The 26,013-nt window shown below is 58.8% G+C and carries 24 protein-coding genes; 13 read left to right on the top strand and 11 right to left on the bottom strand.

All coding sequences use genetic code 11. The annotated features are described in order from the left end of the window. Positions 1-15 precede the first annotated feature (15 nt). A complete protein-coding gene (locus Q1A00_RS10545; protein WP_298403522.1) occupies positions 16-765 on the top strand; it encodes an amino acid ABC transporter ATP-binding protein in 750 nt (249 codons plus the stop codon). A 42-nt stretch (positions 766-807) separates the two neighbouring features. Here Q1A00_RS10545 and Q1A00_RS10540 read toward each other — a convergent pair whose 3' ends face one another. Together Q1A00_RS10540 and Q1A00_RS10535 are read right to left on the bottom strand one after the other, a co-directional pair. After that, positions 808-2,028 carry a glycosyltransferase family 4 protein gene (locus Q1A00_RS10540; RefSeq protein WP_298403521.1) on the bottom strand — a complete coding sequence of 407 codons (1,221 nt, stop codon included), beginning with the start codon at positions 2,026-2,028 and terminating at the stop codon, positions 808-810. A 32-nt stretch (positions 2,029-2,060) separates the two neighbouring features. Next, positions 2,061-2,618 carry a hypothetical protein gene (locus tag Q1A00_RS10535; RefSeq protein ID WP_298403519.1) on the bottom strand — a complete coding sequence of 186 codons (558 nt, stop codon included), beginning with the start codon at positions 2,616-2,618 and terminating at the stop codon, positions 2,061-2,063. 46 nt (positions 2,619-2,664) lie between these two features. On the opposite strand from Q1A00_RS10535, the gene pdxH reads away from it, so the two are divergent. The 3 genes from pdxH (at position 2,665) to Q1A00_RS10520 (ending at position 4,421) form a co-directional block, all read left to right on the top strand. Further along, positions 2,665-3,303: a pyridoxamine 5'-phosphate oxidase gene (pdxH, locus tag Q1A00_RS10530; RefSeq protein ID WP_366144837.1), complete on the top strand. Its 639-nt coding sequence runs from the start codon at positions 2,665-2,667 to the stop codon at positions 3,301-3,303. 138 nt (positions 3,304-3,441) lie between these two features. Further along, positions 3,442-3,867 carry a polymer-forming cytoskeletal protein gene (locus Q1A00_RS10525; RefSeq protein WP_298403514.1) on the top strand — a complete coding sequence of 142 codons (426 nt, stop codon included), beginning with the start codon at positions 3,442-3,444 and terminating at the stop codon, positions 3,865-3,867. Between the two features lie 101 nt (positions 3,868-3,968). Continuing rightward, on the top strand, positions 3,969-4,421 hold the full coding sequence (locus Q1A00_RS10520) for a septum formation initiator family protein (protein ID WP_298403513.1): 453 nt from the start codon (positions 3,969-3,971) through the stop codon (positions 4,419-4,421). A 34-nt stretch (positions 4,422-4,455) separates the two neighbouring features. On the opposite strand, the gene Q1A00_RS10515 is transcribed toward Q1A00_RS10520, so the two are convergent. Next, a complete protein-coding gene (locus Q1A00_RS10515) occupies positions 4,456-7,908 on the bottom strand; it encodes an adenylate/guanylate cyclase domain-containing protein (RefSeq protein WP_299756666.1) in 3,453 nt (1,150 codons plus the stop codon). 298 nt (positions 7,909-8,206) lie between these two features. Here Q1A00_RS10515 and Q1A00_RS10510 point away from each other — a divergent pair, with 298 nt between their 5' ends. Beyond that, entirely contained in the window at positions 8,207-9,331 is a 1,125-nt protein-coding gene (locus Q1A00_RS10510) for a pseudouridine synthase (RefSeq protein ID WP_299756663.1), read from the top strand. Between the two features lie 117 nt (positions 9,332-9,448). Continuing rightward, the gene (locus Q1A00_RS10505; RefSeq protein WP_298482191.1) at positions 9,449-9,940 is read left to right on the top strand and encodes a plastocyanin/azurin family copper-binding protein; all 492 of its coding nucleotides are present in this window, start codon (positions 9,449-9,451) and stop codon (positions 9,938-9,940) included. Positions 9,941-10,021: 81 nt separating this feature from the next. Here the strand turns inward: Q1A00_RS10505 and Q1A00_RS10500 are convergent, their stop codons facing one another. The 3 genes from Q1A00_RS10500 to Q1A00_RS10490 all read right to left on the bottom strand — a co-directional run bounded on the left by Q1A00_RS10500 (position 10,022) and on the right by Q1A00_RS10490 (position 11,718). After that, positions 10,022-10,465, bottom strand: coding sequence for a hypothetical protein (locus tag Q1A00_RS10500; RefSeq protein ID WP_298404817.1), 444 nt, complete (start codon positions 10,463-10,465; stop codon positions 10,022-10,024). 103 nt (positions 10,466-10,568) lie between these two features. Continuing rightward, positions 10,569-10,988 (bottom strand): NUDIX hydrolase, encoded by a 420-nt coding sequence (locus Q1A00_RS10495; RefSeq protein WP_298404820.1) that lies wholly within the window; start codon positions 10,986-10,988, stop codon positions 10,569-10,571. A gap of 232 nt (positions 10,989-11,220) precedes the next feature. Further along, complete coding sequence (locus Q1A00_RS10490) at positions 11,221-11,718, bottom strand: glutathione peroxidase (RefSeq protein WP_298404823.1); 498 nt, start codon at positions 11,716-11,718, stop codon at positions 11,221-11,223. 293 nt (positions 11,719-12,011) lie between these two features. Between Q1A00_RS10490 and Q1A00_RS10485 the strand changes: the two genes are divergently transcribed. From Q1A00_RS10485 to Q1A00_RS10475, 3 genes are all read left to right on the top strand, one after another. Further along, positions 12,012-12,248: an FmdB family zinc ribbon protein gene (locus tag Q1A00_RS10485; protein WP_298404826.1), complete on the top strand. Its 237-nt coding sequence runs from the start codon at positions 12,012-12,014 to the stop codon at positions 12,246-12,248. 11 nt (positions 12,249-12,259) lie between these two features. Beyond that, positions 12,260-13,324: a GTP-binding protein gene (locus tag Q1A00_RS10480; protein ID WP_298404829.1), complete on the top strand. Its 1,065-nt coding sequence runs from the start codon at positions 12,260-12,262 to the stop codon at positions 13,322-13,324. Positions 13,325-13,409: 85 nt separating this feature from the next. Continuing rightward, positions 13,410-13,919, top strand: a complete 510-nt coding sequence (locus Q1A00_RS10475) for an NUDIX domain-containing protein (protein ID WP_298404831.1) — start codon at positions 13,410-13,412, stop codon at positions 13,917-13,919. Positions 13,920-14,054: 135 nt separating this feature from the next. On the opposite strand, the gene Q1A00_RS10470 is transcribed toward Q1A00_RS10475, so the two are convergent. Continuing rightward, on the bottom strand, positions 14,055-14,612 hold the full coding sequence (locus Q1A00_RS10470) for an energy-coupling factor ABC transporter ATP-binding protein (RefSeq protein ID WP_298482201.1): 558 nt from the start codon (positions 14,610-14,612) through the stop codon (positions 14,055-14,057). An 86-nt stretch (positions 14,613-14,698) separates the two neighbouring features. Here Q1A00_RS10470 and Q1A00_RS10465 point away from each other — a divergent pair, with 86 nt between their 5' ends. From Q1A00_RS10465 to bchE, 4 genes are all read left to right on the top strand, one after another. Then, the gene (locus Q1A00_RS10465; RefSeq protein ID WP_298404833.1) at positions 14,699-15,040 is read left to right on the top strand and encodes a hypothetical protein; all 342 of its coding nucleotides are present in this window, start codon (positions 14,699-14,701) and stop codon (positions 15,038-15,040) included. A 1-nt stretch (position 15,041) separates the two neighbouring features. Next, positions 15,042-15,833 carry a TlyA family RNA methyltransferase gene (locus Q1A00_RS10460; RefSeq protein WP_298404835.1) on the top strand — a complete coding sequence of 264 codons (792 nt, stop codon included), beginning with the start codon at positions 15,042-15,044 and terminating at the stop codon, positions 15,831-15,833. 171 nt (positions 15,834-16,004) lie between these two features. Beyond that, positions 16,005-16,616: a bacteriochlorophyll 4-vinyl reductase gene (bchJ, locus tag Q1A00_RS10455; RefSeq protein WP_298482189.1), complete on the top strand. Its 612-nt coding sequence runs from the start codon at positions 16,005-16,007 to the stop codon at positions 16,614-16,616. 77 nt (positions 16,617-16,693) lie between these two features. Further along, positions 16,694-18,349 carry a magnesium-protoporphyrin IX monomethyl ester anaerobic oxidative cyclase gene (bchE, locus tag Q1A00_RS10450; RefSeq protein WP_298404841.1) on the top strand — a complete coding sequence of 552 codons (1,656 nt, stop codon included), beginning with the start codon at positions 16,694-16,696 and terminating at the stop codon, positions 18,347-18,349. Between the two features lie 201 nt (positions 18,350-18,550). On the opposite strand, the gene dnaG is transcribed toward bchE, so the two are convergent. The 4 genes from dnaG to smc all read right to left on the bottom strand — a co-directional run bounded on the left by dnaG (position 18,551) and on the right by smc (position 25,958). Then, positions 18,551-20,587 carry a DNA primase gene (dnaG, locus tag Q1A00_RS10445; RefSeq protein ID WP_298404843.1) on the bottom strand — a complete coding sequence of 679 codons (2,037 nt, stop codon included), beginning with the start codon at positions 20,585-20,587 and terminating at the stop codon, positions 18,551-18,553. Positions 20,588-20,605: 18 nt separating this feature from the next. Continuing rightward, a complete protein-coding gene (locus tag Q1A00_RS10440) occupies positions 20,606-21,673 on the bottom strand; it encodes a deoxyguanosinetriphosphate triphosphohydrolase (protein WP_298404847.1) in 1,068 nt (355 codons plus the stop codon). Positions 21,674-21,777: 104 nt separating this feature from the next. Further along, complete coding sequence (locus tag Q1A00_RS10435; protein WP_298404849.1) at positions 21,778-22,392, bottom strand: hypothetical protein; 615 nt, start codon at positions 22,390-22,392, stop codon at positions 21,778-21,780. Then, the gene (gene smc / locus Q1A00_RS10430) at positions 22,389-25,958 is read right to left on the bottom strand and encodes a chromosome segregation protein SMC (protein ID WP_298404852.1); all 3,570 of its coding nucleotides are present in this window, start codon (positions 25,956-25,958) and stop codon (positions 22,389-22,391) included. Before smc ends, Q1A00_RS10435 begins: the two co-directional genes overlap by 4 nt. Between the last annotated feature and the right edge of the window lie 55 nt (positions 25,959-26,013).

The raw sequence follows: 26,013 nt of genomic DNA, 5'->3' as shown, positions 1-26,013 counted from the left end.
CGAAGGATGTGATATATGAGCGGAAATGGCAGTAGCGAACCAATTATCATCTGCGAAAACGTTAATAAATGGTACGGTAATTTCCATGCCTTGAAGGATGTGAGTCTGCGGGTAAAACGCGGTGAAGTGGTTGTGATCTGCGGCCCTTCCGGCAGCGGCAAGAGCACTTTCATCCGTACCATCAATCGGCTCGAAGAACATCAGGAAGGGCGAATTATCGTTGATGGCATCGAAATGACCAACGATATTCGCAATATTGATGCCATTCGCCGTGAAGTGGGTATGGTGTTCCAGCAATTTAACCTCTTTCCCCACCTCACGGTCTTGCAGAACATTACTCTCGCCCCAATCTGGGTGCGCAAGAAGACCCGCAAAGAGGCTGAGGCGAAAGCCTTTGAGTTGCTCGAACGGGTGGGTATTCGTGAGCAGGCTCACAAATACCCCGGTCAACTATCTGGCGGCCAGCAGCAGCGGGTGGCGATTGCGCGCGCCTTGGCGATGGAACCGCGGATTATGCTATTCGACGAGCCGACCTCAGCGCTTGACCCTGAAATGGTGAAAGAGGTGCTTGATGTGATGAAGACGCTGGCCCGCAGCGGTATGACGATGCTTTGCGTGACCCACGAGATGGGGTTTGCCCGCGAAGTGGCTGACCGGATTGTCTTTATGGATCAGGGCCAGATTGTCGAGGAGGGCACTCCCGACCAATTCTTCACTAATCCGCGTAACGAACGAACGAAACTGTTCCTTAGCCAGATTTTGTGATCGGGTGGGGCGTGTATCCGTTGCCGGATAAACGCCCTGCGCTCATTCGTCGTCGTCCTCACTTTGGCGGCGGGCAATGGCAGCAGCATAGATCCCCTCAATCGCAATCGCGGCCCGTTCCCACGACAATTCGGTCACGGCCCGCGCTCGCGCTCCGGCAGCGCGCTCGGCGGCCAGCTCACGGTTGGTCAGCGCAAGCTCGAGCTGAGCGGCGAAATCTGCGGCGTTGCCCAGTTTGGCGTAGAAACCGTAAGGCCCCAGAATCTCACGGTTGACCGGTGTATCAAAGGCAACCGTCGGCAACCCCATAGCCATATAGTTGCCGATCTTGCCGTTGCCTTCGGTCAAGCTCATCTTGGGCGCGACCGCCACCTCGCCGAGGGCCAGATAGCTGTGCAAATCGCGGTAGATGATCCGACCCGGCAAGGTGACGTGATCGGCGATGCCTAAGCTGGCAGCGAGGTTGCGGTAGCTTTGTGGATCAGGGTGACCCATAATCAAAAAGTGCAGATCAGGGTGGCGCTGACACATCTGCTGGGCCACTTCAAGCAGCAGATTGGTGCCTTGGTAGGGCGCTAGCAGCCCAATATACACAACGATCCGGCGATCAGGCGGAATACCCAATTGCGCGCGCAGTTCGGCGCGCTGGGCGGCCCATGCCGGCGAGCCGTCGTAGGGGCGAAAACGTTCGGTATCTACGCCATCAGCAATCGTAAAGAGGCGTTCTTCCGGCACCGAGCGGTCGCGGCGCAGTAGATTGGCCGCGTTATGGGTTGAGGTCATGACCGCATCGGCGGCACGGTTGAGCATCCGTTCGAGCCGGGCCAATGGCACAAACAGCGGGTTGGTGCGCCGGATGAAGCCGTGGTCGAGCATTTCGCTGGTCATACTGCCTTGATAGTCGAGGATCAAGGGCCGGTTGAGTAAGCGTTGTAGCGGTAACCCGATCGCAGCGGCTTCGTGGGTGTGGGCATGAATGATGTCAGGGCGAATGCGTAAGGCGGTGCGCAAGGCGCGCCACCCCAACCCTACGTCGAGGTAGAGCTTGTGGCGTGATGAACCGACGACAGCGCGCTTGATCCACGGCACATCCCATGAGCGATAGATGGTGATACCCGGAATGTCATCACCGTTGTGGTACGTGACCAGCACAATCCGGTGACCGCGTCGTTGCAAAGCGCGGATCTCTTCCAAAATCCGCACGTGGTTGCCGTAGTCGGAAAAGAAGCTGGTCGAGGCAATCATTAAAATGGTGTACGGCATAGCAGTACGTGGCGCTAGCCAAGAATAGCCGCTTACCGGGCGGCGTCGGCGCGACGTTGCACGGCAAGGTGCAACGGTGGCCCGGCTGGCGGTATTGTGCCAGCCAGAATCGCTTCATAGTGGAGTTCGGGATACGGTAGCCCTAATTGGCCGATCCATTCTTCGGGCAATGGGTCGGGATCAAAGACGAGATGAACGACGCCGCGCTCGCCGTAGAAGGTGGTTTCGACGGCTTCAAACCGCTCTTCGCAAACGGTGTCGCCGTCGTACAAGCCGCGCGCCCAACTGACGCCATTGCCGCCGACTTCAATCCAGACACTACGGGTATGCAGCCGGACCGCCAAGGCGCGGGCAAGATTCCGGTCGGCAAAATAGCGGGGATCTTCCCAGATTGCGACCCACCCTTGGGTGGCGGGCGCAATGAAAAAGTGGCGGGAGGTTTTATCAGGTATCATAATAATGCCGCTAATCGCATGCGGCGGGAGGTCAACCGTAATCCATCCCTGTTCGGCAAGAATAGCGGCCAGCGCTGTCGCAACGGCAGCGTTATCATGATGGGCAACGTAAATCGCGGCGCTGTTGTTCATCATCGGCGCTATTGTATGTCAGCCATCGTTCTTGTGCAAATGGAGTACATTGATGAATCTGGCCGAATTACGCAAGGAATACACGCAACGCGGCTTATCGGAAAGCGAAGCGGACACTGACCCGATTGCTCAGTTTACCTGCTGGCTGCGCGAGGCGGCTGAAGCTGGCCTTATCGAACCAAACGCGATGACGCTGGCGACCATTGATCCCGATGGGCGACCCTCGGCGCGGATGGTCTTGCTCAAAGGGATTGATGAGCGTGGCTTCGTCTTTTTCACCAATTACGAGAGCCGCAAAGGGCGGGCGTTAGCGGCGCATCCGGCGGTGGCATTGGTCTTTTACTGGCCGGAACTCGAACGGCAAGTGCGGGTTGAAGGCTACGCCGAGCAAATCAGCGCTGAGGAATCGGATGCCTACTACGCTACTCGTCCGCTCGAAAGTCGGATCGGGGCGTGGGCCTCGCCCCAGAGCAGGCCCATTGCCAACCGCGCCGAACTCGAACAGCGCGTTGCCGAGGTGACAGCTCGGTTTGCCGCGCAAGAACCGCCGCGCCCGCCCTTTTGGGGCGGGTATCGGGTGATCCCCGATCGGATTGAGTTTTGGCAAGGGCGGCCATCGCGTCTGCACGACCGGCTCTGTTATACGCGCACCCCTGCCGGTTGGCAGCGTGAGCGGCTTGCGCCATAATTAGCCGTTGCCCCGACTGGCAGTATCGTTTATAATGGCAACAACGATTTCCCGATCATGATCGGGCAGTCTTCCGGCCTCTTACGTACAAATGCTTGTAGATACAGGTGGCCGGCTATGTGGAGGAGGATCGCGCGCATGTTTGGTACTAATCGCAAATCCGCTCAACCGCAACCAATGGTCAATGGCCGGCCAGAGACGGTGATCGGAGCCAATACTCGCTTTGTCGGCACGCTCAATGCCGAGGGTAATGTCCGCATCGATGGCGCGGTGGAAGGCGATATTGAGGTTGTCGGCAATCTGATCATTGGTGAAACAGGGCGGGTAATTGCGACAATAAAGGCGCGGAATGTGCATGTGTCAGGCGCGGTGAAAGGCCAAATTACCGCGCTCGAACAGTTGGAAATCTCGCCGACCGGTAAGGTCTGGGGTGATATTACCACTGCTGCCTTGCATATTGAGCCGGGTGGTCTCTTCCGCGGCCAGAGCTCGATGACGACCAATATCGAAGAGCCATTGCTGTTGGAAGCGCCCCGTGAATCACGGTCATCGTCTGAGTCGTAAACGCTTGCGGTTGATTGCGCGCGGGAAAGCATAGCTTAGCGTTCCCGCGCAAACACCTTCGTATGCCACGCTCTCGCCAACCCTCGTCACCTGCAACTCTCATGATTGGCCTCCGGCGCAGTTGGGCAATGCTGCGTGGTCGGGTGCGGCGCTGGCTGGTCGCGACGTTTCCCGGTAACGGACGCACGCTAGCCTCATTGGCGCTGATTGCGATGCTGCTGATTATGACTGGCGGGATGGCGGTGAATCTAGTGAATCAATTGGTCATTGCGCGCCATCTTGAGCGTGAGTTGGCGGCTGCTAACGACCAAGTGGCCAGTTTGCAAGCGACGACGCAGGCGCTAGAGGCGCGGCTTGAGTACGAACGCTCAGATGCCGCGGCAGAAACTTGGGCGCGCGATCTGGGATTGGCCCGTGAGGGTGATGTCGTGATCGTGCCGGAACGGGCGCCGGAGGTTGCGCTGGCCACGGCTCCGGCGGCAGTGCCGTCTCCTGTCCCGTTGCCGCCGCCGCCGCCTAACTGGCAGCGTTGGTGGCAGGCATTCTTTCCCTAGAGTGATGTTTAAGAGGCCGGTTGCCGTCCCGTCTTCAATCCTCTGCAATGTCATCACGTTGTTCCAACTCGCTGATTAGCCCTTCAAGCTGATTTACGAGCGCGATTTCGAGAATGGCGATGCGCGAGCTGCTGGCAATGGCGATGGCTTGCCAGATCAGGCTGCGCGCTGTCGCGCCATCTTGACGGTTTGCGTGCAAGAGTGCCTGTGTGCGCAGCCCTAATACCTGCCCATAGCGATCACCAATCGAGCGTGCAATGTGTAATGCCTGCTGTAATTGGCGCTCGGCTTCATCGAGCTGATTACCGGCCAGCATCATGTGACACAGCCCGATCAATGCGCGATTTTCGACGATCCAATCATTGGCCGTGCGAGCAAGCGCACTTGCCCGCTGAAAGCGCTGGTGCGCCTGTTGAAACGTGCCCATTTCAAAGAGGATCCAGCCTTGCAGTTCGTGGCTTTGCGCGGCGATATTCTCGATGGGTATGAGGCTTGCGACAGCGTGATCCGGGGTTGATTGGCGCACCAACATCGCGCAGAGCCGGTCAACCCGTTGGAGGAGGGTGAGGGCTTCCCGCTCTTCACGCTTGAGCGCTAAGCCTTGGGCCTTGATGAGCCAGATGTTGGCCTGCAACAGGCGGCTGAGCAGGGCATTGTGGTGACTGAGCCGATCGACTTGCATTTGGGCGTAGGTGAGATGCGCATCAAAGAGGTGTAATGCCCCGCTGATGAGGATGTGGCGCAGGTGTAATACTGCCGCGATGGCAGTGATATGCGGTTGATCGCGCTCGCGCAACAAGCTTTGCAAGAGCGCGAAATCTTCGCTTTGGTGCAGATGATTGCCAGTGCGATCGTTGAGCAACATCCGCAAGGCAAGGAGTTCGGCGCGGCGTTCGACATAGCCCGGTAAGCCAATGCCTTGTTCGATATAGCGTAACGCGCTGTTGAACAGAGAACGGCGCGCACTGATTAGAGCAGCTTGCTGGCAATGCTCAATGACCTCCGGCCATAGTTCGGCACGCCGCGCATGGTGGATAATGACATCGTATACAGCGAGCGGAGCTTCACGCTGGGCTAATTCGGCATAATATGCGGTCGCATACCAATGGTAAATGGCTTGATGCAGTTCGCGCCGTTGCGCAAAAAGCAGACTTGTGTAGGCGGCTTCGTGAGCAATCCCGAAACTAAAGCGGTATACCGGCTCTGGATCGGCCATCTCGGTTTCGATGAGTTGATAGCGAGCGAGCGTTTCCAAATCGTGTTGCAGTTCGGTTTCATTGATACGTGCGGGGTGGATGTGATGTAGCAAGCGGAATGGGAAACTACGCCCAATCACCGCAGCAACTTTGAAAGTCAGACGGGTGCGTTCGTCCATTTGATCGATCCGAGCTTGCACAATGCCAATCGCCGAGCTGGAGAGTTGGACGTGCGGAAGCGGGCCGAGCAGGCGCGCCTCATCGTGTTCAATCGCAATCAGTCCCTTTTGCAATAAGAGTCGCACATATTCTTTGATGAAGAGCGGTTGTCCGGCTGCATATCGTTCGAGATACTGAAGAAGACGAGGGTCAATTGTGCGTACCCCGATCAGTTCGCAAATGAGATTTGCCCGGTCGGCGACCGGCAGCCGCTCGAGCAGATGATAGGTTGTAAACGGGAGTTGGCGCAATGATTGGACGAACGGCACGAGATGTTCCGGCAAGGGGCGATATGAGAGTGCGACTAACAACGGTAAATGCGGCGTCAGTGTGTCGATAATCTTTTGGAGCAACCGTAACGATTCAGGATCGGCCCAATGGACATCCTCAAGTATGATCAAGATGGGTTCGCGTTTCAGCCGGTTTAACAGTAGTTCGACCACTAATGGGGCAAGGTCGATCAGCTTTGCCGGCGGTGGAAATCCTTCCACGTCGAGGAGCCGTGTTAGCGCGGCTACTTGATGGGGCAAGGCCGTTGGCAGATCGATCAATGCCTGTTGCAAGCGCACGCGGCGCACATGCATTGGCGCATGATCGTCAATGTCGCATAAATCGCCAACAATCGCACGCCAAGGGTGGAGGGGGCGTTCTTGAGTGCCGCTGTGGCATTCGCCCCGAAAGCCGTGACGCCCTCGCTTGAGCCATTCCAAACTAAGGTAGTACAACAGTGTTGATTTGCCAATACCTGTCTCGCCCTCGATAAGCAAGATATTGCTGTGATAGCTTGATCGATCAATAATCTGATCGATCATCAGACGTTCTTGGGCACGTCCGATCAGGGTGATATGACTGGGCAAGGCGGCACGCAACGCATGCGAACCGCGTTCGTCAGTGCGTATGCGATCGGAAAGCACTGTGGCCGCGGGAATATTGCGATCGTACCCCTTGATACTCATCAGTTGCGGCGGGCTGGTGCGGTAGCGGCCAACCGTGTCTTGCCGCACCCGCCCTGAAACCAAAATCTCCCCATGGGCGGCATGTTCCATGAAATGCGCGGCAAGATTCATATCTTCGCCTTGCGCGGTGTATACGCGGCGGAGCCGGCTGCCGACTTCACCCACGAAGAGGGAACCAACAGTGATGCCCGCTTTCCGAATCACCCCCCGGTCGCGCAGCTCAAGCGCGCAGCCGATTGCGCGGCTAGTATCATCGCCGTGCGCAACCGGTGCGCCAAAGAGAAAGACCATAACGGCGCCTTTGTTCCCAACCTCAATCTCGTTCAACCATCCGCCCCACCGCATCGCAACTGATTGCGCTTGCATCACTAATGGTTGCAGTTCGATCGGGTTTTCAGGCAGATCAAAGGCGGCAAAGACCGGAACGCACCAGCGATATTCGGCCACGAGTGTGTTGAGGCGGAGGCGGCGGGCAAAGCTCGGTGGCAGAAAGTGTTCCCACGTCAAGATGGGTGCATCAATTGGCGGTTGATACTCGACCACTGGTGCAGGCTGGCTATTCATTATGAGCAATTTCACCTCGCCCGGTTGCGCTTGTTGTTCGGCCAGACTCGCTGCGTTGATCGGTTGGCCGATCAAGACGGGATGGATGCCTTGATTCGGGATGCCTACCAAGGCGAGATGGACTGGTCCAACGCTCACCCCAACGCGCAATTCGAGATTATACGGTCCGGCAGGCGTTATGATTGGATTAAGGGCGGCGATAGCGTTATGCAACGCATACCCACAGTGAATAGCGAGTGCGGGATCATTGATGTTGGGCCACCACGCGGTGAAGGCGTCGCCAGCGATGTGGATTACGTCACCGCCATTGGCGGCAATGGTTGCAATCATGGTCTCGAAGTAGTTGCGCAAAATGTTATGCAGCCGCTCGGCTCCGTCAGGGAGGGTGGCAAAGATTGCAGTTAAGTGGGTAAATCCGCTCAAATCAGTGTACAGAATGGTTGCGTGGTAGGTTTGTACTTGCCCCGGACGGAGCAGGCCGGCACCAAGCGCATCGCGCAGGGCTGCGGGTACGTAAGGCCGAAAGAGTTGACTGGAGGTTTGCTGTTCCATTGGTAGGGGTAGCTTGTTGGTTGTTCAACTCTATTGTACCCTGACTCAGGCGGCGAAAATCGGTATGGTATACTGTCAAACGATGGTTGATGTCATTTCTAGCAACCATCGGTGGCAAAAGCTGATTCTTCGCCGCGTCGCGCAAATGCTGGTTACGGTCTGTGAAGCCCGTTTCCCAATATGTTCGTATCCTTTCCCATCTAGCCCGAACAGTGGCAGATTCTCGATGGGAAGATGATGAGCGTTGAGTAAAGAACGTTATTCACAGTCTGGTTTGGATGAGAAAGAAAGGCTATCTGTGAGTCCTGAACGATTGCAAAAAGTGTTGGCTAGCGCCGGCATCGCTTCACGACGCGATTGTGAAGAATTGATCGCTGCGGGACGGGTGATGGTAAATGGCCGGGTGGTCACTGTACCCGGTACGCGTGTTGATCTTGAGCACGACGAGGTGTTGGTTGATGGTCAGCCACTGCGGATGCCGGCCAAGCGCACCTATATTATGCTTCATAAACCGGCCGGAGTGGTTTCAACGGCGGAAGACACCCACGGTCGTCCAACAGTTGTCGATCTCGTTGATGTGCCGGCGCGTGTCTTTCCAGTTGGCCGACTCGATCTCGATAGTGAAGGGTTGATTCTCCTCACTGATGATGGCGAACTAGCCCATGCTCTGACCCATCCGAGCTTTGAGGTTGAAAAAGAGTATCGGGTGTTGTTAGATCGGGCATTAACGCCTGATGCGCTGCGGAGTTGGCGGAATGGCGTGTTGCTCGATGGCGAGATGACGGCGCCAGCGTGGGTTGAGTTGATTGGTACGGTGCCGGAGGGGGTCTGGGTGCGGATTGTGTTGCGCGAGGGGCGTAAACGCCAGATTCGCGCGGTAGCGAAGCTCTTGGGCTATGAGGTGCTGCGCCTGATCCGGGTGCGTGAAGGCGAGTTGGAGCTCGGTGATTTGCCACCGCGCGCATGGCGGCATCTAACCGACGAAGAGGTCGCTGCGCTCCGCGCCCACATTCCTACACGCTGGTCGGTGCCGGAACGGTCTAGGGAGTCTGTGCCGGCGGCGTGGCGTGGGAGTGGATCGGCAGAGGCAGTGCGCGAATCACCAGTTGCATCAGAACGTGCCCCACGTGCGCAACGGGTAGAGCGGTCTGTGCCCCGCGAGCGTAGTGAGGAGCGCCCGCCGCGCAGTCGGAGTGACGAGCGGGGGTCGGGGCGGGGATGGCGTGAGGAGCGCCCGCCGCGCAGCCGGAGTGACGAGCGAGGGGCGGGGCGGGGTGGTAATCAAGCACGCCGTGAACCGCCATCCCGGCGTAGCTCAAATACCGACCAGTCATCCCAGCGTCGTTCGGAACGAACGGATCAATCGACACCCGATAGTCGCCGGCGTGATCCACGGCCTCGCCGTTATGACGATCAAGAATAGCTTCTATCAATACAAACTCTAGATCATATGCTCTAATCTGCTTGACAATGGTTGGGATAGTGGTATAAATTGAGCGTTGCAATTTTGTGATAGATACCACAAGGAAGGAACAGAGCAATGAAAATCTGGTTGCGTATGATGGCGTTCGCCGTTCTAGCTGCGCTTGCAATGGTGTTAGTCGCCTGTGGCGGCGGTGGGAACAGTGGCGGTTCGAGCGGTGGCGGTCAGAGCAGCGGGCCGGTCACGTTAGAGATCGGCTCGAAAGGTGAAGAATTGGCGTATGATAAGACCGAGTTGCGGGTTGCTGCTGGCCAGACGGTGACGCTGCGCTTCAAGAACAACTCAGCGGTGCAGCAGCACAACTGGATCTTGGTCAAGGGTGGCGATGCTGAAGCGGCAGCGATTGTCAATGCCGGTCTGACGGCTGGCCCGGCAGCAAACTACTTGCCGGCTGACAAGAGCAATGTTCTAGCTGAGTCGCCGCTGGCCAATGGCAATGAGACGGTGGAAGTCACCTTTACTGCGCCAGCAGCTGGCACCTATATCTACATCTGTACGGTACCCGGCCATTATCCACTGATGCAAGGTAAGCTGATTGTCACCAATTAATTTGGTCATCGTAGCAGACAATGACAAGGGGCGACGTTTTTGTCGCCCCTTGCTTCATTTCACAAAGGAATTGTTGCTGATCTACGCGGTGACTGCACGCTGATTTGGCTCTGCTGTGCGGTAAAGGCGTACCATTAAGTTCAAGAGGTGCTGTTCCACTTCAGTGGCTACTACTCGTTCGGATGGAGAGAGCGGTAACCGGCCAAGCTCCTCAAAATACCAGCGGATCATCGCTGTCGTATGTTCATATGACACTCCCCAGCGTGGCAAGACGCCACGGGCCCAGCGCAATTCGGTTTCAGCAATTTCAAGGGCGTCAAACAAGAGCATTGCCCGGATCAAATCGCTGAGAGGGCGCACAGCTACTTCTGCCATACGTTCGATTGGGCCGTAGTTTTCTTCTAAGCGCAAGGTGTGCGTCAGTTCGGGAAATGCGCGTAACAGCCGGGCGGCAACACGCTCAGCGATAGTTTGCCGATGATCATCAACGCGGCGGGCAAGTTGGGTGGCAGCGATCTCATCCATACGTGCCATCCTTCCTCTCTATGCCACTTTATTATAGCACGCCGCTCTTAAGGCCGGCTCTGTGCATAAGGCATGAATTACATGGAAATTCTTCGTGCAAATCTTAGCAACTAAACCACGATTGCGCTACGCGCACTACAGCGCGCAACCGGGGACGTTGGATGCGCTCAATGGCTTCCGCTAACGGCACCCACTCGGCGGCAATGATTTGCTCACTCCCTCCGGTTGGCCGAGCGCAACCTTTGATCGCGCGCAGCAAATAGTAATCAACCAGCTTGCGCTGCGTTCCTCGCGGCCCATTGATCAGGTAATCAGTCCTGCCAATCAGATCAATGACTTCCGCGATAACGTGGGTCTCTTCATACACCTCGCGCACTATCGCCTTGCGCGGTGGTTCGTTTACTTTAAGTTTGCCCTTTGGGAGTGACCAAAAACCTTTACGCTTCCGAATCAACAAGATTTCAATTGTTTGATCAGGTTGCGACCGGAACACGACGGCGCCAACGCCATATACCGTTTTCATGACCGTTACGCTTTCTGAAGCAATGAGCCAGTAGTTGTGTCGCTAGAAGGCTGCCATGGGTTTGCATGTTGTTATGTTCTATCGTACCGCATAGAGGCGTATCGTGTGGTTGATTTGTGACCAAGATAAGGAATACAGTAGTTACAGATGATAAGCTTGGGCGTTCACTACATGAAGAAAGGCGTAGCAAAGCTACGCCTTGACGGAGGATGGGCAGTCGGACAGAGGTCGTTCAGCTCACTGTCGCGGGTTGTTGGCGCAGCAAGGCCACAATGTCGTCTTCGATCATTGACGGCAGATCGGTCGGCGCGTAGCGCCGGCGCGGCTTGCCGTTGCGGTCAACCAGAAATTTGGTGAAGTTCCATTTGATCGCGGTGCTGCCAAACAATCCCGGTTGTTGAGTTTTGAGATAGGTGAAGAGCGGATGCTCATGAGGGCCGTTCACGTCAACCTTCGCGAAGAGCGGAAAGGTGACCTGATACGTCCGCTCGCAGAATTGGGCAATCGATTCATTGTTGCCCGGCTCTTGCATAAATTGGTTGCTGGGAAAACCGAGCACGCTGAAACCTTGATCGCGATAGCGGCGGTAGAGTTGCTCAAGGCCAGCGTATTGCGGCGATAACCCACACATGCTCGCGACATTGACGATCAGCAGCACTTGACCGCGATAGTCGGCCAGCGACTGCATCGTGCCATCGATCCGTTGGGCCGTGAATTGGTATATTGACATAATATTGCTCCTTGCAGGGTATGTGCAAATTGTATACAAGGGTATTATCCCACAAATAATACTACTGGCAAGGTAAAATAATTGCGGGGTTGTAGTTGTTGCGACAAATTATCTGCTAGCGATAGATGGTGCAACAGTTGGCACGCCTCCGCCCTGCGGATTGCCATCTCTGCGCACAAGCGTGTGCGCGTAGAGAGGTGATAGGTCAAAGCGCATAGCGCGCTTTGACAACGACGAATAAAGATGATATATTGTCTCATATGTCTTGTTGCTGTGTTCACCGGTAGGTTGCGATGCCACTGTACGTCTATGAGTGCCCTGAATGCGAGATAGAGTTAGAGGAGCTGCGCCCGATGTGGCGCGCTGATGATCCGGTCGAGTGTCCGGTTTGCCACGGGCTTTGCTTGCGCGTCACCAGCACGTGTTATGTCCGGCGCGCGCCAGAACCGATCTACGCGACCCCGGCTCACGTGGCACAGGTGAGGCACGGTCTCGATTGCCCTTGCTGCCGGCCTCGCCGGCGTGGGTAAGGAGAACCCGCATGGAAATGTCTGCCCATCCAGTTCCAGTGACGATTCTGACCGGTTTCCTTGGCTCTGGCAAAACCACCTTGCTCAACCGGATTCTGCACGCCGATCACGGTTTGCGCACGGCGGTGCTGGTGAATGATTTTGGCGCGATCAATATTGATGCCCAGTTGGTGGTTGGGCTTGAAGGCGATACGATTGCGCTGGCCAACGGTTGTATTTGCTGCACCATCCGCGATGATCTGCTGCGCGCGGCATTGCAACTCTTAGATCGGCCAGTACCGCCGGAGTATCTTATTATTGAGGCGAGCGGGGTGAGTGATCCATGGGCCGTGGCCGATACGTTTCTCATGCCTGAACTGCGCCCATATTTCCGTCTCGATAGCGTGATCACGGTTGTTGACGCCGATTATGTGCGCCAGCAGCCGGACTATGAGGCGCTGATTGTCGAACAGATTAGTGCTGCTGATATAGTTGTACTCAACAAAGTTGACTTGGTTACGCCTGATCAACTGGTCAGCATCGAAGAGTGGGTGCGCCGGATCGTGCCACAGGCGCGAATCTTGCCGGCGACGTATGGTGACGTACCGTTGTCGCTTGTGCTAGATGTAGGCCGCTTTCAGCAGCGCGCAGCGCTACACTTTGTTGCTGTCACCAATCAGAGCGAAGAGCATGATCCTGCGGCAGATGATCATAGCGAACACCACCACCATGACCACGGCGCCGAATTCGCCACGTGGCATTACGTCTGTGACCGTCCGTTTACGCTCAATGCGTTTCGACGAACCATTCTCAACTTACCGCCGGCCATTTTCCGCGCTAAAGGGGTGGTCTATCTGGTCGAAGTTCCCCAGCGGCGCGCCGTCTTGCAGGTGGTAGGGACGCGGGTGCATGTGACGGTGAGTGAGCCGTGGGGTGACCAGTCGCCTCAGACTCAGATGGTGTTTATTGGTGTGCCGGGAGCGATGGATGAAACCGCGCTGCGCGCTGCCTTCGATCAGTGTTTGCATCAGCCGGATCAGCCGGTCATGGAAGCGATAGCCGCTTCACAAGCGTGGCAGCGTCCGGTGGGATCGTGAAGAGCGGGCCAATGACGGAGCGCAGCGTCATTTTTATGTTATACTACAAATCTTGTTGGATCCGTCGCTCGTTGCGCAGGAAGTCATGTATCGCCAGTATTCGTTCTGTTCATTCTGCGGCCATCCGTTTGCCGAACATCAGTCATGGCCCCGCATTTGCTCGCATTGTGGCAGCACAACCTATCGCAATCCCTTGCCAGTGGTCTTGTTGTTGCAGCCAGTTGATGATGGACTCTTGCTGATCCGGCGGGCGGCGCATCCGCGCCGGGGGCAGTTGGCGTTACCCGGCGGTTTTATCGAGATGGGAGAGCGTTGGCAAGACGCAGCCGCCCGCGAGCTGTACGAAGAGGCTGGGATAGAGATTGATCCGGCGTTGGTCAGCGATTTTGCTGCGCGCAGCACTCCCGATGGCTATCTGCTCGTGTTTGGGATCGGGCCGCAACTGCGCAGCGAGGATCTACCAGTCTTTCTCCCCAATAGCGAAGCTGCTGATCGGGTCATTATCACTGCGCCGGCTGAGCTAGCCTTTCCACTGCATACCGAGATGGTCTTGCGGTTCTTCACCCAACTGCGCCAATGGCGGCCTTTGATGTAGCGGGGACGCTGTTGGCAGCAGTTCGCGCTTCCCCATAGGCCGCGGTGGCAGGGGAAGCGCGTGGTGGTTAGATCAATCCGTACTGCATGAGGCGATCGTGATCGGTGAGGAGTGAGGAGGTTGCTTCATCGGCTATCACGCGACCGTCGCGATCACGATCACGCGCGGACATACCTCGGTGACCAGTGCCAGATCGTGGGTTGCGACGAGCATCGTTTGCGGTAGGGTACGGAGCAGGGTGCTCAATTCGCGACGGGCGCGTGGGTCAAGACCGGCGGAAGGCTCATCAAGCGCCAGCACGCTCGGCTGCATGGCCAGCACCGTCGCCAAGGCCACCCGTTTCCGCTGACCGAGGCTGAGCCGGTGGGGTGGACGCTGTTCATAGCCGGTCATCCCGACCGCCTGCAATGCCTGCCGGACACGCCGGTCAACCTCTGTCGGTGCGAGACCCATATAGCGCGGTCCAAACGCAACATCGTCACCGACGGTTGGCGAGAAGAGCTGATCATCGGGATGTTGCATGACCAATCCTACCCGTGCCCGAATCTGACCGAGATTCGATGACGTCACGGGCAGGCCGTCGACCACGATCGTGCCGCTTGATGGGCGAAGCGTCCCGTTGAGCTGAAGCAAGAGCGTGCTCTTGCCGGCTCCATTCACTCCCAGCAACGCTACCTTTTCCCCAGCAGCGATCGTCAGATCAATTCCACGGAGGGCGGGTGTCCCATCAAGATAGGAGTGCGTCTACGTGCCCCAAGATACGGTATAATGCGTGTGCTATGAGTGGACACTACACCATTCCAACTCGCATCCGGCTTACCGAGGTGCAACGCGACCAGCTTTACTGGCTGCTCCGCGAGCGCGGTATCGAGCTGGATGACTTCATGACCGAGCTGGTGAACGATTATCTGGCCGGCCAACCATTGCCGCCAGCACCGGCGCCGGTCGATCGGCAGGCGACCATTCGTGAGCAGTTGCGGCTGCGTCGCAACCAATTGCGCATGTTGCGCGCCCAACTGCATGATCCGCACAATCCGCCGCCTGACTGGTTGCGGGCGATGGTGGCTGAGTTGGAAGACGAAATTACCCGCCTTGAAGTTGAATTGCGCCGAGAAGAGTAGCATGGCCCGCCAACGTCTCGATACGCTGCTAGTCGAGCTTGGTCTGGCAGAGACGCGCGCGCGGGCGCAGGCGCTGATCATGGCCGGGCAGGTGCTGGTCAACGGCCACGTGCAGACCAAGGCCGGCACGATGGTACCTCTCGACGCCCAGATTGATGTGCGTGGCGGCTTGCCCTACGTCAGCCGCGGTGGCTTCAAGCTCGCGCATGCGCTAGATCAGTTTGGGCTTGATCCGGCAGGGTTGACAGCGATCGATGTTGGCGCTTCCACCGGCGGGTTTACCGACGTATTGTTGCAACGCGGTGCGGCGCGGGTGTTTACGGTTGATGTCGGCTATGGCATTCTCGACCACCGGCTGCGCACCGATCCACGGGTGGTTGCGCTCGAACGCACCAACATTCGCCACCTCACCGCGCTGCCTGGTGGCGTGCTGGTCGATTGCGCCGTGATCGATGTCAGCTTCATCTCGCTGCGGCTCGTCTTGCCGGCAGTACAGCGACTCATCACACCAACCGCGTGGATTGTGGCGCTGATTAAGCCGCAGTTTGAAGCCGGACCGCAACACGTGGGCAAAGGCGGTGTGGTGCGCGATCCGGCGGTGCATGCGCAGGTGATCCACGATATTCTGTCCTTTGCAACGACGCACCAGCTCAACCCTGCTGGCCTCACCCGCTCGCCGATTACCGGCCCGGCGGGGAACGTCGAATTTCTCGTCCTCTTCCATCCCCAGCGCCCGTCTATCGAACCCCAACGCGCGATCATAGCCTGTGTGGAGGGAGGCGGAGCGTCGTAGCGACACAGCGCCGCTGCATCGCTACCGTATGTCACTACGTTGCCCGTCATCTGCACACCTTTGTTTACCCAGTTTTTACCCTGAGTGAATGACTTACAACCGGCAAAATCGGGTAAAGATGTTACATTTATTGCATACGTTGACATTTCAAACAATGTCAGTGGGCATAGTATGCAAGATGTAGCACACGTCGCTGAAGTTGCCCGGATCGGGCCAAATTCGATCATCCAGACCATTGCGGCCTTGCGCGAGCAGTATGGCGCCGAGACCACCGCAGCTTGGCTGCGTCGCAGTGGGCGAGGCCATTTCCTTGAAACGATGCCCGACCACATGCTGGCCGAGAGCGAATTTGGCGCGATGATCCGTGACTTGCGCGACTGGCTAGGGATGCCGGCGGCGATGCGAGTGCTTGACCGTTCGGGCGAACTCACCGCGAACTATGTGGCGACGAACCGGGTACCGGCACTAATCAGGCTGCTCTTACCGCGCTTGCCGGTGGGGTTGGCGTTGCGTATCTTTCTTCCAGCCATTGCCAAACATGCGTGGACGTTCGCCGGCAGCGGGCAATTTGGCTATACGTTACGGCCACAATGGCAGTTGACGCTGGCCAATAGCGTGGAAGCTCGTGGAGTGCAGGCTGCCGAGCCGGTGTGCAGTTACTACCGGGCGGCGTTTGAAGGCTTGTTGCGACGGGTAGTGAGCGATCGGATCCGTGTGCGCGAGGTGGCATGCCGGGCTATGGGTGCGCCGCGCTGCACGTTTGCCGTATCACGTGAGGGGTAATCCGGGGGCGTCGATTTCGTTTGTCTTTGCGTTGTTGTAGTTCAGACTTGGTCGTCAGAAAGGAAGAGAGGCCACGCATGCGGATCATGATGATCCAGCCGAACTACCATGCCGGTGGGGCTGAAATTGCTGGGAACTGGCCGCCGAGCTGGGTCGCCTACATCGGCGGCGCATTGCGCACCGCAGGCTTCAACAACCTGCGTTTCGTCGATGCGATGACGGAAGATCTGCCCAATGAGCAATTGCGCCTGATCTTGCGCCATAATCGGCCTGATGTGGTGATGGCCACGGCGATCACGCCGATGATCTACAAGGCGCAAGAGACGTTGCAGATCGCGCGTGAAGAAGTGCCGAATGCTCGTCTCATTCTTGGCGGCATTCACCCGACCTTCATGTATGGTCAGGTCTTAACCGAGGCGCCATGGATCGACTACATTGTGCGCGGCGAGGGTGAAGAGATTATCGTCGAGCTGATGCAGTCGATTGAGGCCGGCACCGACCGGCGCGACCGGGCCAACATCAAGGGGATTGCCTACCTCGAGGACGGCAAGGTGGTGGCGACGCCGGCCCGTGATCCGATCGCCGATCTCGACAAGCTCACCCCGGATTGGAGCCTCTACGATTGGAAGCGCTATATCTACGTACCGCTCAATGTGCGGGTGGCCGTGCCCAATTTCGCCCGCGGCTGCCCCTTCACCTGCCGCTTCTGCTCGCAGTGGAAGTTCTGGCGGCGCTATCGCTCTCGCAGCCCGCAGAAGTTTGTTGATGAGATCGAGACGCTGGTGCGCGAGCATCAAATTGGCTTCTTCATTCTGGCCGATGAAGAGCCGACCATCAACCGCAAGAAGTTCACCGCGCTCTGCGAAGAGCTGGTACGGCGCAAACTGCCGGTTTACTGGGGCATTAACACCCGTGTGACCGACATTCTACGTGATGAAGCGCAGTTGCCGCTCTGGCGCGCCGCCGGGTTGGTGCATATCTCGCTCGGCACCGAGGCTGCTGCTCAGATGAACCTTGACCGCTTCCGCAAGCAGACGACGATCGAGCAGAATAAGCGCGCGATCGAGCTGATTAAGAAGCACGGCATGGTGGCCGAGGCCCAGTTCATTATGGGCATGGAGAATGAGACGCCGGAGACGATCGAAGAGACCTATCGCTACGTGCTCGACTGGAAGCCGGATATGGCCAACTGGAATATGTACACGCCGTGGCCGTTTGCCGAGCTGTTTGAAGAGCTGGGTGATAAGGTCGAGGTGCGCGACTATGCAAAGTACAACTTCGTGACGCCGATTATGAAGCCTGAGCTGATGGATCGCGAAGATGTGCTCAAGGGTGTGTTGCGCAACTATGCCCGCTTCTATATGCGCAAGGCCTTCCTTGAGTACCCGTTTATCAAGGATCCGTTCAAGCGGCGCTACATGCTCGGTTGTTTGCGCGCCTTTATGAAGACCACCGTCACTCGCCGCTTCTATGACCTTGGTCGCATCCACATGCGTGGTGCCCAGCTCGAGATCGATCTCGGCTTTGACGAGTCGCGCGTGCTGACGCCGGAGCAGATCGCGGCGATGAAGCAGCGCAAAGAGATGAATGCCGATACCACCTTCGGCGGCGCGGCTCCCGGCATCGATCCCGAAGAGATCAAGATTCAGGCCGAGAATCCGCTCAACTTGCCGTTGGAAGTGGCGGTGAACGAGAACGCTCATGCGGCGACTCCGGCCAAGCCGGCGTCATAAGTGGCGGCCCTCACCCCCTTACCCCCTCTCCCGGCGGGAGAGAGGGAGAAGGGATTGGTGAGCAAAGGCCACAACCAGACGCAACCCATGCGAGTGTTTTCGTATCTTTTGTAGCTCTTGGTGGCTACGCTTCAGCCCGGCCCTTTAGGGCCGGGCTTGGTTTACGAAGCCCGCTGCTGTAAACCGCATCTGCACCAGAGTTTATCCTTGTCCTAAGAGATCGCGCAGATCGGGGAAGGTGCTCGACCGGCGGGGTTGGGTGATCTGTTCGGCGTAGGTACTCAATTCACGAATGTGGTGCAAGATGCGCTGAATCTCTTCCTCGTTGTCGAGTTCGCGTAGGCGTTCGTTGTAACGGTGGATGCGAGCCATCACCTGTGCTTTACGCAAGATGCGAGCGCATTGTTCAGCTTCGTGGCGGTAGCGCACGTCGTCGGGCCGGCGGTTGAGCGTCGCGATCAATGCTTGGGCTTCGCTGGTGAGCGGTTCGCCAAGGGTTTCAACCCACGCCTGCAAACTCTCGGCATCGGTGGGGCGCAGTTCGAGCGGGGTGGCAAGGTAAGCGCGCCAAATCGCTTGATGCAACGGCTCTTCGAGCAGGTCTTCCAAACCGGCCCCGAACAGTTCGCCTGCCTCGCGCCAGCGGGCATTGTACTCTTCGAGCAGTTTTTCAATCGCGACATTGACGCTGGGGTAGCGCAGCGCCAGCGCCAGCAGGTAGGCTTCGGTCTTGCGACGGCGCTCGTCGAGTGGCGAGGCAGCAATCGGCGCCGGTGCGGGTGGCGGCGGGGGTGGCGGCGGGCTATTGCGGCGCGCTCGTTCGTTGCGCCGAGCCGGTTGCACTCGCGCCCGCAGCAGATCGACGATCAGCTCGCTGCGCACGCCGGTCATTTGCTCAGCGCGGGCTACGTAGACGCGCTGAGCCGCGCCGTCAAGCTCACTCAGCAGCGGGATGATCCGCTCAAGCGCCAGCCGCTGTTGGGCCGGATCGTGCATATCGAGGCCGGCGGTGTAGGCTTCGAGGTAAAAATCCATCACCGGCGCAGCTTCCTCAACCAACTGTTGCCAGAGTGCGGGGTCAGCAGCGATCACCTCGTCGGGATCGCGCCCCGCCGGCAATCTGATGATGCGAATGGTGACATCGTTTTCGAGTCGCACAATGCCTTGGGCAGTTGTCACTATCCGGCCCTCGCCCTCCTCTTCAGTAGCGGCGCGGATAGTTTCGAGACCGCGCAAGGTCGCTTTCTGGCCGGCAGCATCGGCGTCAAGCGCTAGATAAACGGCGTCGGTTAGGCGTTTGAGCTGGTTGATATGCGCTTTGCTTAACGCCGTGCCGAGCGGCGCCACTACGTTGCGGAAGCCGTGTTGATGGGCGGTAATGACATCAACGTACCCTTCAACCACGATGGCGCGATTAGTGGCGCGGATGGCGTCGCGGGCGAGGTCGAGGCCGTAGAGCACCTCGCTCTTCTTGAAGAGCGGGGTTTCCGGCGTGTTGAGATACTTGGGTTGGGCGTCACCCAATGCTCTGCCGCCAAAGCCGATTACTTCGCCGCGCGCGTTGCGGATGGGAAAGATGATGCGGTTGCGAAAGCGATCATACGGGCCACGCTCGCCGGGGATGGCGAGACCGGCGGCGATAATGTCTTCGACGCTATAGCCCTTTTTGTCGTGCAGATAGGTAAAGAGGTGGCCCCAGTCGTCGAGGCTATAGCCGATCTGAAAGGCATCAATCGCCTCTTGGTTGATGCCGCGGCGAGCGACATATTCGCGACCGGGAGCGCCGCGACTGAGGTTGAGCAGCACATAGTTGAAATAGCGAGCAGCGACGCCGTTGATCTCTAGCAGCCGCGCCCGGCGTGCGTCTTCTTGGCGTTGGGCGTCATTTTTGGGTTCGAGCCGGATGCCGGCCCGTTCAGCCAATAACTCCAAAGCCCCTTTGAAATCGAGGCCCTGTTTGCGCATTACGAAATCGAAGGCCGTGCCAGAGGCGTGGCAACCAAAGCAGTAGAAGCTCTGGGTGTCGGGGTAGACGTGGAAGGCGGGGGTGCGGCTGTTGGGATGAAATGGACAAAAACCGACAAAGCTGCGCCCACTGCGCCGCAGTCCTACCCCCATCGAATTGATGAGGTCAACGATGTCGATGTTGGCTTTGATTTCGTCGATGACGCTCATGGTGCCAATGCTGTGAATGCCATGGTCGTGATGGTTATCGTAGACGGTATCAAGGAGACGCACGACCGTGCATCTCAGCCGTTACCCGCCCCACGTGCGCGGGATAAATATGCGTTTGAATACGGTCAATGCGTACCGGTCGGTCATACCGGCGATATAATCAATGACCGCTTGTTCAACCGGCTCGCCCCGCCGTTCGATAATCGCCATCAACTCAGCGGGCAGCTCTTCGGGATGGCGCATAAAATGGGTGTAGAGCGTTTCAATAATGAAACGCACCTTCTCATCTTCCGCTTTCGCTTCTGACCGCCAATAGACAGTTTGGTAAAGAAAATCGCGCAGCTTGTTGGTGGCAGCCAAGATGGTCGGACTCATCGAGATCAATGGCGGGTCAGGCGGAACGCCTTCGCCGGTTGCCCACCAGTTATGCTCGATCATATCGCCGACCATGGTGGCAAGGCGTTTGCTGTGGCTGTCACCGAGCAGCTCGATGCAATCGGCGGGCAGGTCTTCGGTGCGCAGAATGCCGGCGCGAATAGCGTCGTCAATGTCGTGGTTGATATAAGCCACGCTATCGCAGAGTTTGATAATCTGGCCTTCGAGGGTGCTGGCGGTGCCCCACGCTTTGGCAGTGATGTCGCGTCGCCCCTTGGAGTGCATGTAGATCCCCTCGCGCACGGCATAGGTAAGGTTCATCCCTTCGCCGTGCTGTTCCAGCACTTCGACAATCCGGCGCGATTGTTCGTTGTGGCGAAAGTGGCTGGAACAGATCCGGCTGAGCGCAGTTTCACCAGCGTGACCAAACGGCGCATGACCAATATCGTGACCGAGACCGATCGCCTCGGTCAGGTCTTCGTTGAGGCGCAATGCGCGGGCGACGGTGCGCGCCACCTGCGTGACCTCCAGCGTGTGCGTGAGCCGGGTGCGGTAGTGATCGCCCAAGGGGGCGATAAAGACTTGGGTTTTGTGTTTGAGCCGGCGAAACGGTTTCGAGTGCAAGATGCGGTCACGGTCGCGTTGGTAAGCAGTGCGAATCGGGCAGGGCGGTTCGGGCCGGTCGCGCACGGCATCGGCGCTCTTGGCCGCGTATGGCGAGAGGATTTGCGCTTCGAGCGCTTCATGCATTTCACGCACCGAAGGCCGGGTCATACGGGTGCTCCGTTGGTGTGGAATGTAGGGGTACAGCGTTGCTATGTTTCTTGGGTAGGACACAGCAACGCTGTGTCACTACTTTACCACACGTTGCGTCTAGGTTAGGGTTGTTCTTGCACCGCTTTTGCGCGCAATTCGGTCGAAGAGATGTCATGCCGGAAGAGGTGTTCGGGCACCGGGATGAAGAGCGATTCGTACCCCGCCGGCAAGGTGAGATCGGCAAGCGTGTGAAACCGCCCGTCGATCTGCCTACCGGCGACGAAGAAGCGGCAGTTGGCGGCGGCAATGGCAGCGAAGGCGGCTGACATCGCCTCGGCGCTGCCGTAGTAACGCGGATCGACGAGCCGCAGCGCGGTATCGTACCCCAGCACAAAGGCACGTCTGGGGTAGAGGCGCGCCTTTTGCACGAAGAGCGGCGCAGCAGCGAGAATGACATAATGCTTGCCGCGGAATTGGGCGACGCGCCGTTCAATCTCGGCCAGCGGCAACTCGCCTTTGTCAGCATTGCGTATCGTCAGCTCGAAATGCACTGGCTGGCCGGTCATCACCACCACTGCTCGTTGCAACCCCAGATGCCCGGCGTGAAGCGGGTTGAAGCTGCCGGGAAAGATCGCTCCCGGCGGGGGATCGTCGTGGCGCAATGCGCCATCAGGCGTGATCGTCAACGATCCGATTCGCCCGCTCAAGAGGTCGGCCAATTCGGCAGCATGGATCATGCCTCTTCCCCCACGTACTCTTCCACGCGCAACGAGACTACCCGCGAAGCGCCATCGTCACCCATGCTCACTCCGTAAAGCGTATCGGCTACTTCAATCGTACCACGATTATGGGTGATCACGATGAATTGAGTGCGATCGGTCAGGCGTTGTAACATCTCGCGAAACCGGCCCACATTGCTCTCATCGAGCGCAGCGTCAGTTTCGTCGAGAATACAGAATGGGCTCGGATTGACTTTCAAAATCGCGAAGAGCAACGCCACTGCGGTGAGTGTGCGTTCGCCGCCGGAGAGCAGGGCAATGTTTTGCGGACGTTTGCCCGGCGGGCGGGCGATAATCTCGACGCCTTGCTGGGGGCGTTTGCCATTACTCTCGCTGCTGTCGAGATCGGTCTCGATCAGCTCAAGGCGGGCGCTGCCGCCGCCGAACAGTTCTTGGAAGGTGGCGCTGAATTCGGCGGCGACGGCTTGAAAGGTGTGCTGGAAGCGGTCGTTCATCGCGCGATCGAGTTCATCAATAAGTTGGTGGAGAGTCGCGCTGGCGGCGCGGAGGTCATCGGCTTGCGCGGTGAGGAAGGCAGAGCGGTTGTTGGCCTCTTCATACTCTTCCAGTGCCAGCGGGTTGACCGTGCCGAGGCGGATGATGCGGCTGCGTAACGCTTCAATCGCTGCCGGCAGTTCGGCTAACGGTGGGCTATCGTTGGCGGGAGGCGGTGCGGTCAGGTCAATACCATCGGCGACGGCCCGCTCGAAGAGCGTTTCAAGGCGGTCAGCAGCGCGTTGCGCTTCGCGGGCCAACCGGCTATGGGCGGCTTCGGCGGCTAATAGATCGGTAGTAGCTTGCGCTTCAGCGGCTTCGAGGCGAGCCAATTCGGCTTCGGCGGCAGCCAATTCGGTTTCCGCCGGCTCAATCTGCGCCTGCAGGCCGTGCAGTTCGGCCAGCAATTGCTGCTGACGAGCCAGTGCCGCCGCATATGCCGTTTCGCGTTGGGTGCGCTCGTCGCGCAATGCCTGTAGCGTGGTTTCCAGTTCGCTGCGCTGGCGCACGAGGTTGGCGAGCGTGCGTTCGTGGCCGGCGAGCACTTCAGAGAGCATGCCCTGCCGGCTTTCGGCGGCGCTGAGTGCAGCGCGCAGGTTGGCCAACCGCTCTTGGCTGGCGCGATCAGCGCTAGCCTGCTGCTCTTGCCGTTCGCGCACTGCGGTGAGAGCTGCTTCAGCAGCGGCGCGTTCGGCGTGCAAACCGGTTTGGCGTTCGTGCAAGGCGGTCAACTGTTCGGCGAGCGTTGCTAACTCTTGCCCCAGCCGCTCTTGTTGCGCCATCACCCATTGTTGTTCTTGTTCCACTTGCCGGGTGCGGCGTTGGGCCTGATCGAGCGCATTGCGGGCCGCTTCACGTCGGCGCTGCGCTTCACGTTCGGCGTGCTCGGCGCTGCGCAGGCGGGTAGTAGCCGACTGCAACTCTTGATCGAGCGCGACGCGCTGCCGGTCAATCGCCTCAAGCGCGGCTCGCGCCGCCGCAACCTGTTCTGGCAGTTCGCGCAGCTCGCGCTCACGGCGCAACGCGCCGCTCTCACGGGTAGGAGCGCCGCCGGTGACAGCGCCACCACTCTGCACTTGCTCGCCGGCAAGCGTGACAATTGTCCAGCCGGACGGCAAATGGCGCAGCTCGGCGCGGGCGGTCGCCAAATCGGCGACAACCAGTGTGCGGCCAAGCAACTGTGCGACCACCACGGCATAGCGTGGATCGTACTCGACCAGCTCGGCAGCGACGCCGATTACCTGCGCCGAGAAGGCAGGGCGGCGGGAATCGCTGCTGGGCCGGCGCAGCGTATCGAGCGGCAAGAAGGTAGCCCGACCGACGCCGGTGCGGCGCAATTCGGCAATCGCCTCTTCGGCATCGCGCCACTGTTCGACCACGATGTGTTGCAGGCGCGCGCCAAGCGCAACTTCGATCGCGGTTTCCAATTCGGCGGGCACACGGATGATCTGTTGCACCAGCGTAAAGCCGGTGCGGCCGTTGCGTTCGGCCCATTCCAACGCCGCCTTAACACCGGCAAACGCACCGGCATGCGAGCGGGCAAGGCGGATAAGTGCCTCTAGGCGGGCTTCACGTTCGGCTAGTGTGTGGCGGCGGGTAGCGCGCTCTTCGTCGGCGGCGGCGCGGGCCGCGCGCAGGCGATCGAGTTCTTGGCGCGCGGCTTGTACCGCCGCTGTGTTCTCCTGATACGCTTGTTCAGCGGCGACCAGCGCAGCTTGCGCTTCAGCCACGGCAGCTTGGGCCGCGCCGGTTGTGCCGGCAGCCTGTGCCAAAGCGGTGGCCAAGCGTTCGCTTTCGGCGCGCAAACGGGCCTGTTGGGCGATTATCTGCTCGATCTGGCTCGCGACCGTCGCTTCGGCGCGGGCAGCTTGCAACGCGCGCTCTTGCGCAGCCTTGAGTTCGGTAGCCAATCTGATCCGCGCATGTTCGCCGGCCTGCCGTTCGCGTTCGGCCAGCGCCAAATCACGCCGTGCTGCCGCCACCTCTTGCGCGGCCTGCGCGGCCTCGGCAGCCACGCGATCACGCTCTTGCGCGGCCAGCCGCTGCTGTTCCGCCAGTGCCGACATTTGCCGCTCTAGCTCGTCGTGGCGGCGCGCGGCAGCGGCGATCCGCTCATACTCGACGGCCAGCTCGCGTTGCAATGTCTCGGCTTGGTGGTGCAGCGCCGAAGCCTGATGGTGCAACGCACCTAGCGCCTCGCGCTGTTCGCGCAGCGCAACGCGGCGGGCCTGCACCGCCGCTGCCGCTTCAGCCTGCACCGCGCGCCGGCGAGCCAGCTCGTCATCGGCCTGTTGCGCCTGCGCTTGCGCCTGTTGGGCTTGGGCTTGGGCCTCGCGCCACTGGGCATGGTGCCAGTGGGCCAACAACGTCTGCAATTCGGCCTGCCACTCGCGGTACTGGCGAGCTTGACCGGCCTGCCGGCGCAACGCGCGCAAGCGCGGCTCCAGCTCGGCCAGCAAATCGGTCACGCGCTGCAAATTGGTCTCGCTCTCGCGCAAACGGCGGAGGGCCTCGGCCTTGCGCAGCTCATAGCCGCCGATTTCTGCCGCGTCTTCAAACAGGCGACGGCGCTCAGCGGGGCGTAGGGTGAGGGCAGCGTCAACCAACCCCTGATTGATAATCGTATACGAACCGCCGAGTGGCTCGATTGCAGCCAGCAAATCGCGCAGACGGACGCGAGCGCGGTTGATGAAATACTCATTGTCACCGGTGCGGGTGACGCGGCGGGTGATTGTCACCTCATCAAAATCGAGCGGCAGCAAGCGGTCGGTATTGTCAATCGTCAGCGCGACTTCGGCCAGACCGGCGGGCGGGCGACGGCCACCGCCGGCAAACAGCAGCTCGCTGGCCTGTTTGCAGCGCAGCGTCGCCATACTCTGCTCGCCCAGTACCCAACGCACCGCGTCGGCCAAATTTGACTTGCCGCTACCGTTCGGGCCAACCACGGCAGTAATCCCCGGTTGAAACTCGAACACGGTGCGGGCAGCGAAAGTTTTAAAGCCTTGGATTTCGAGCCGTTTGAGATACATCTGGGCTAACCGTAACGGTTAGGAACGCCGCAGAGCGTTCCTACATTTGCGCATT

The organism is uncultured Chloroflexus sp., from assembly GCF_938091255.1.
In the GTDB taxonomy this organism is placed as follows: domain Bacteria; phylum Chloroflexota; class Chloroflexia; order Chloroflexales; family Chloroflexaceae; genus Chloroflexus.
This window is presented reverse-complemented; position numbering and strand designations above follow the sequence as displayed.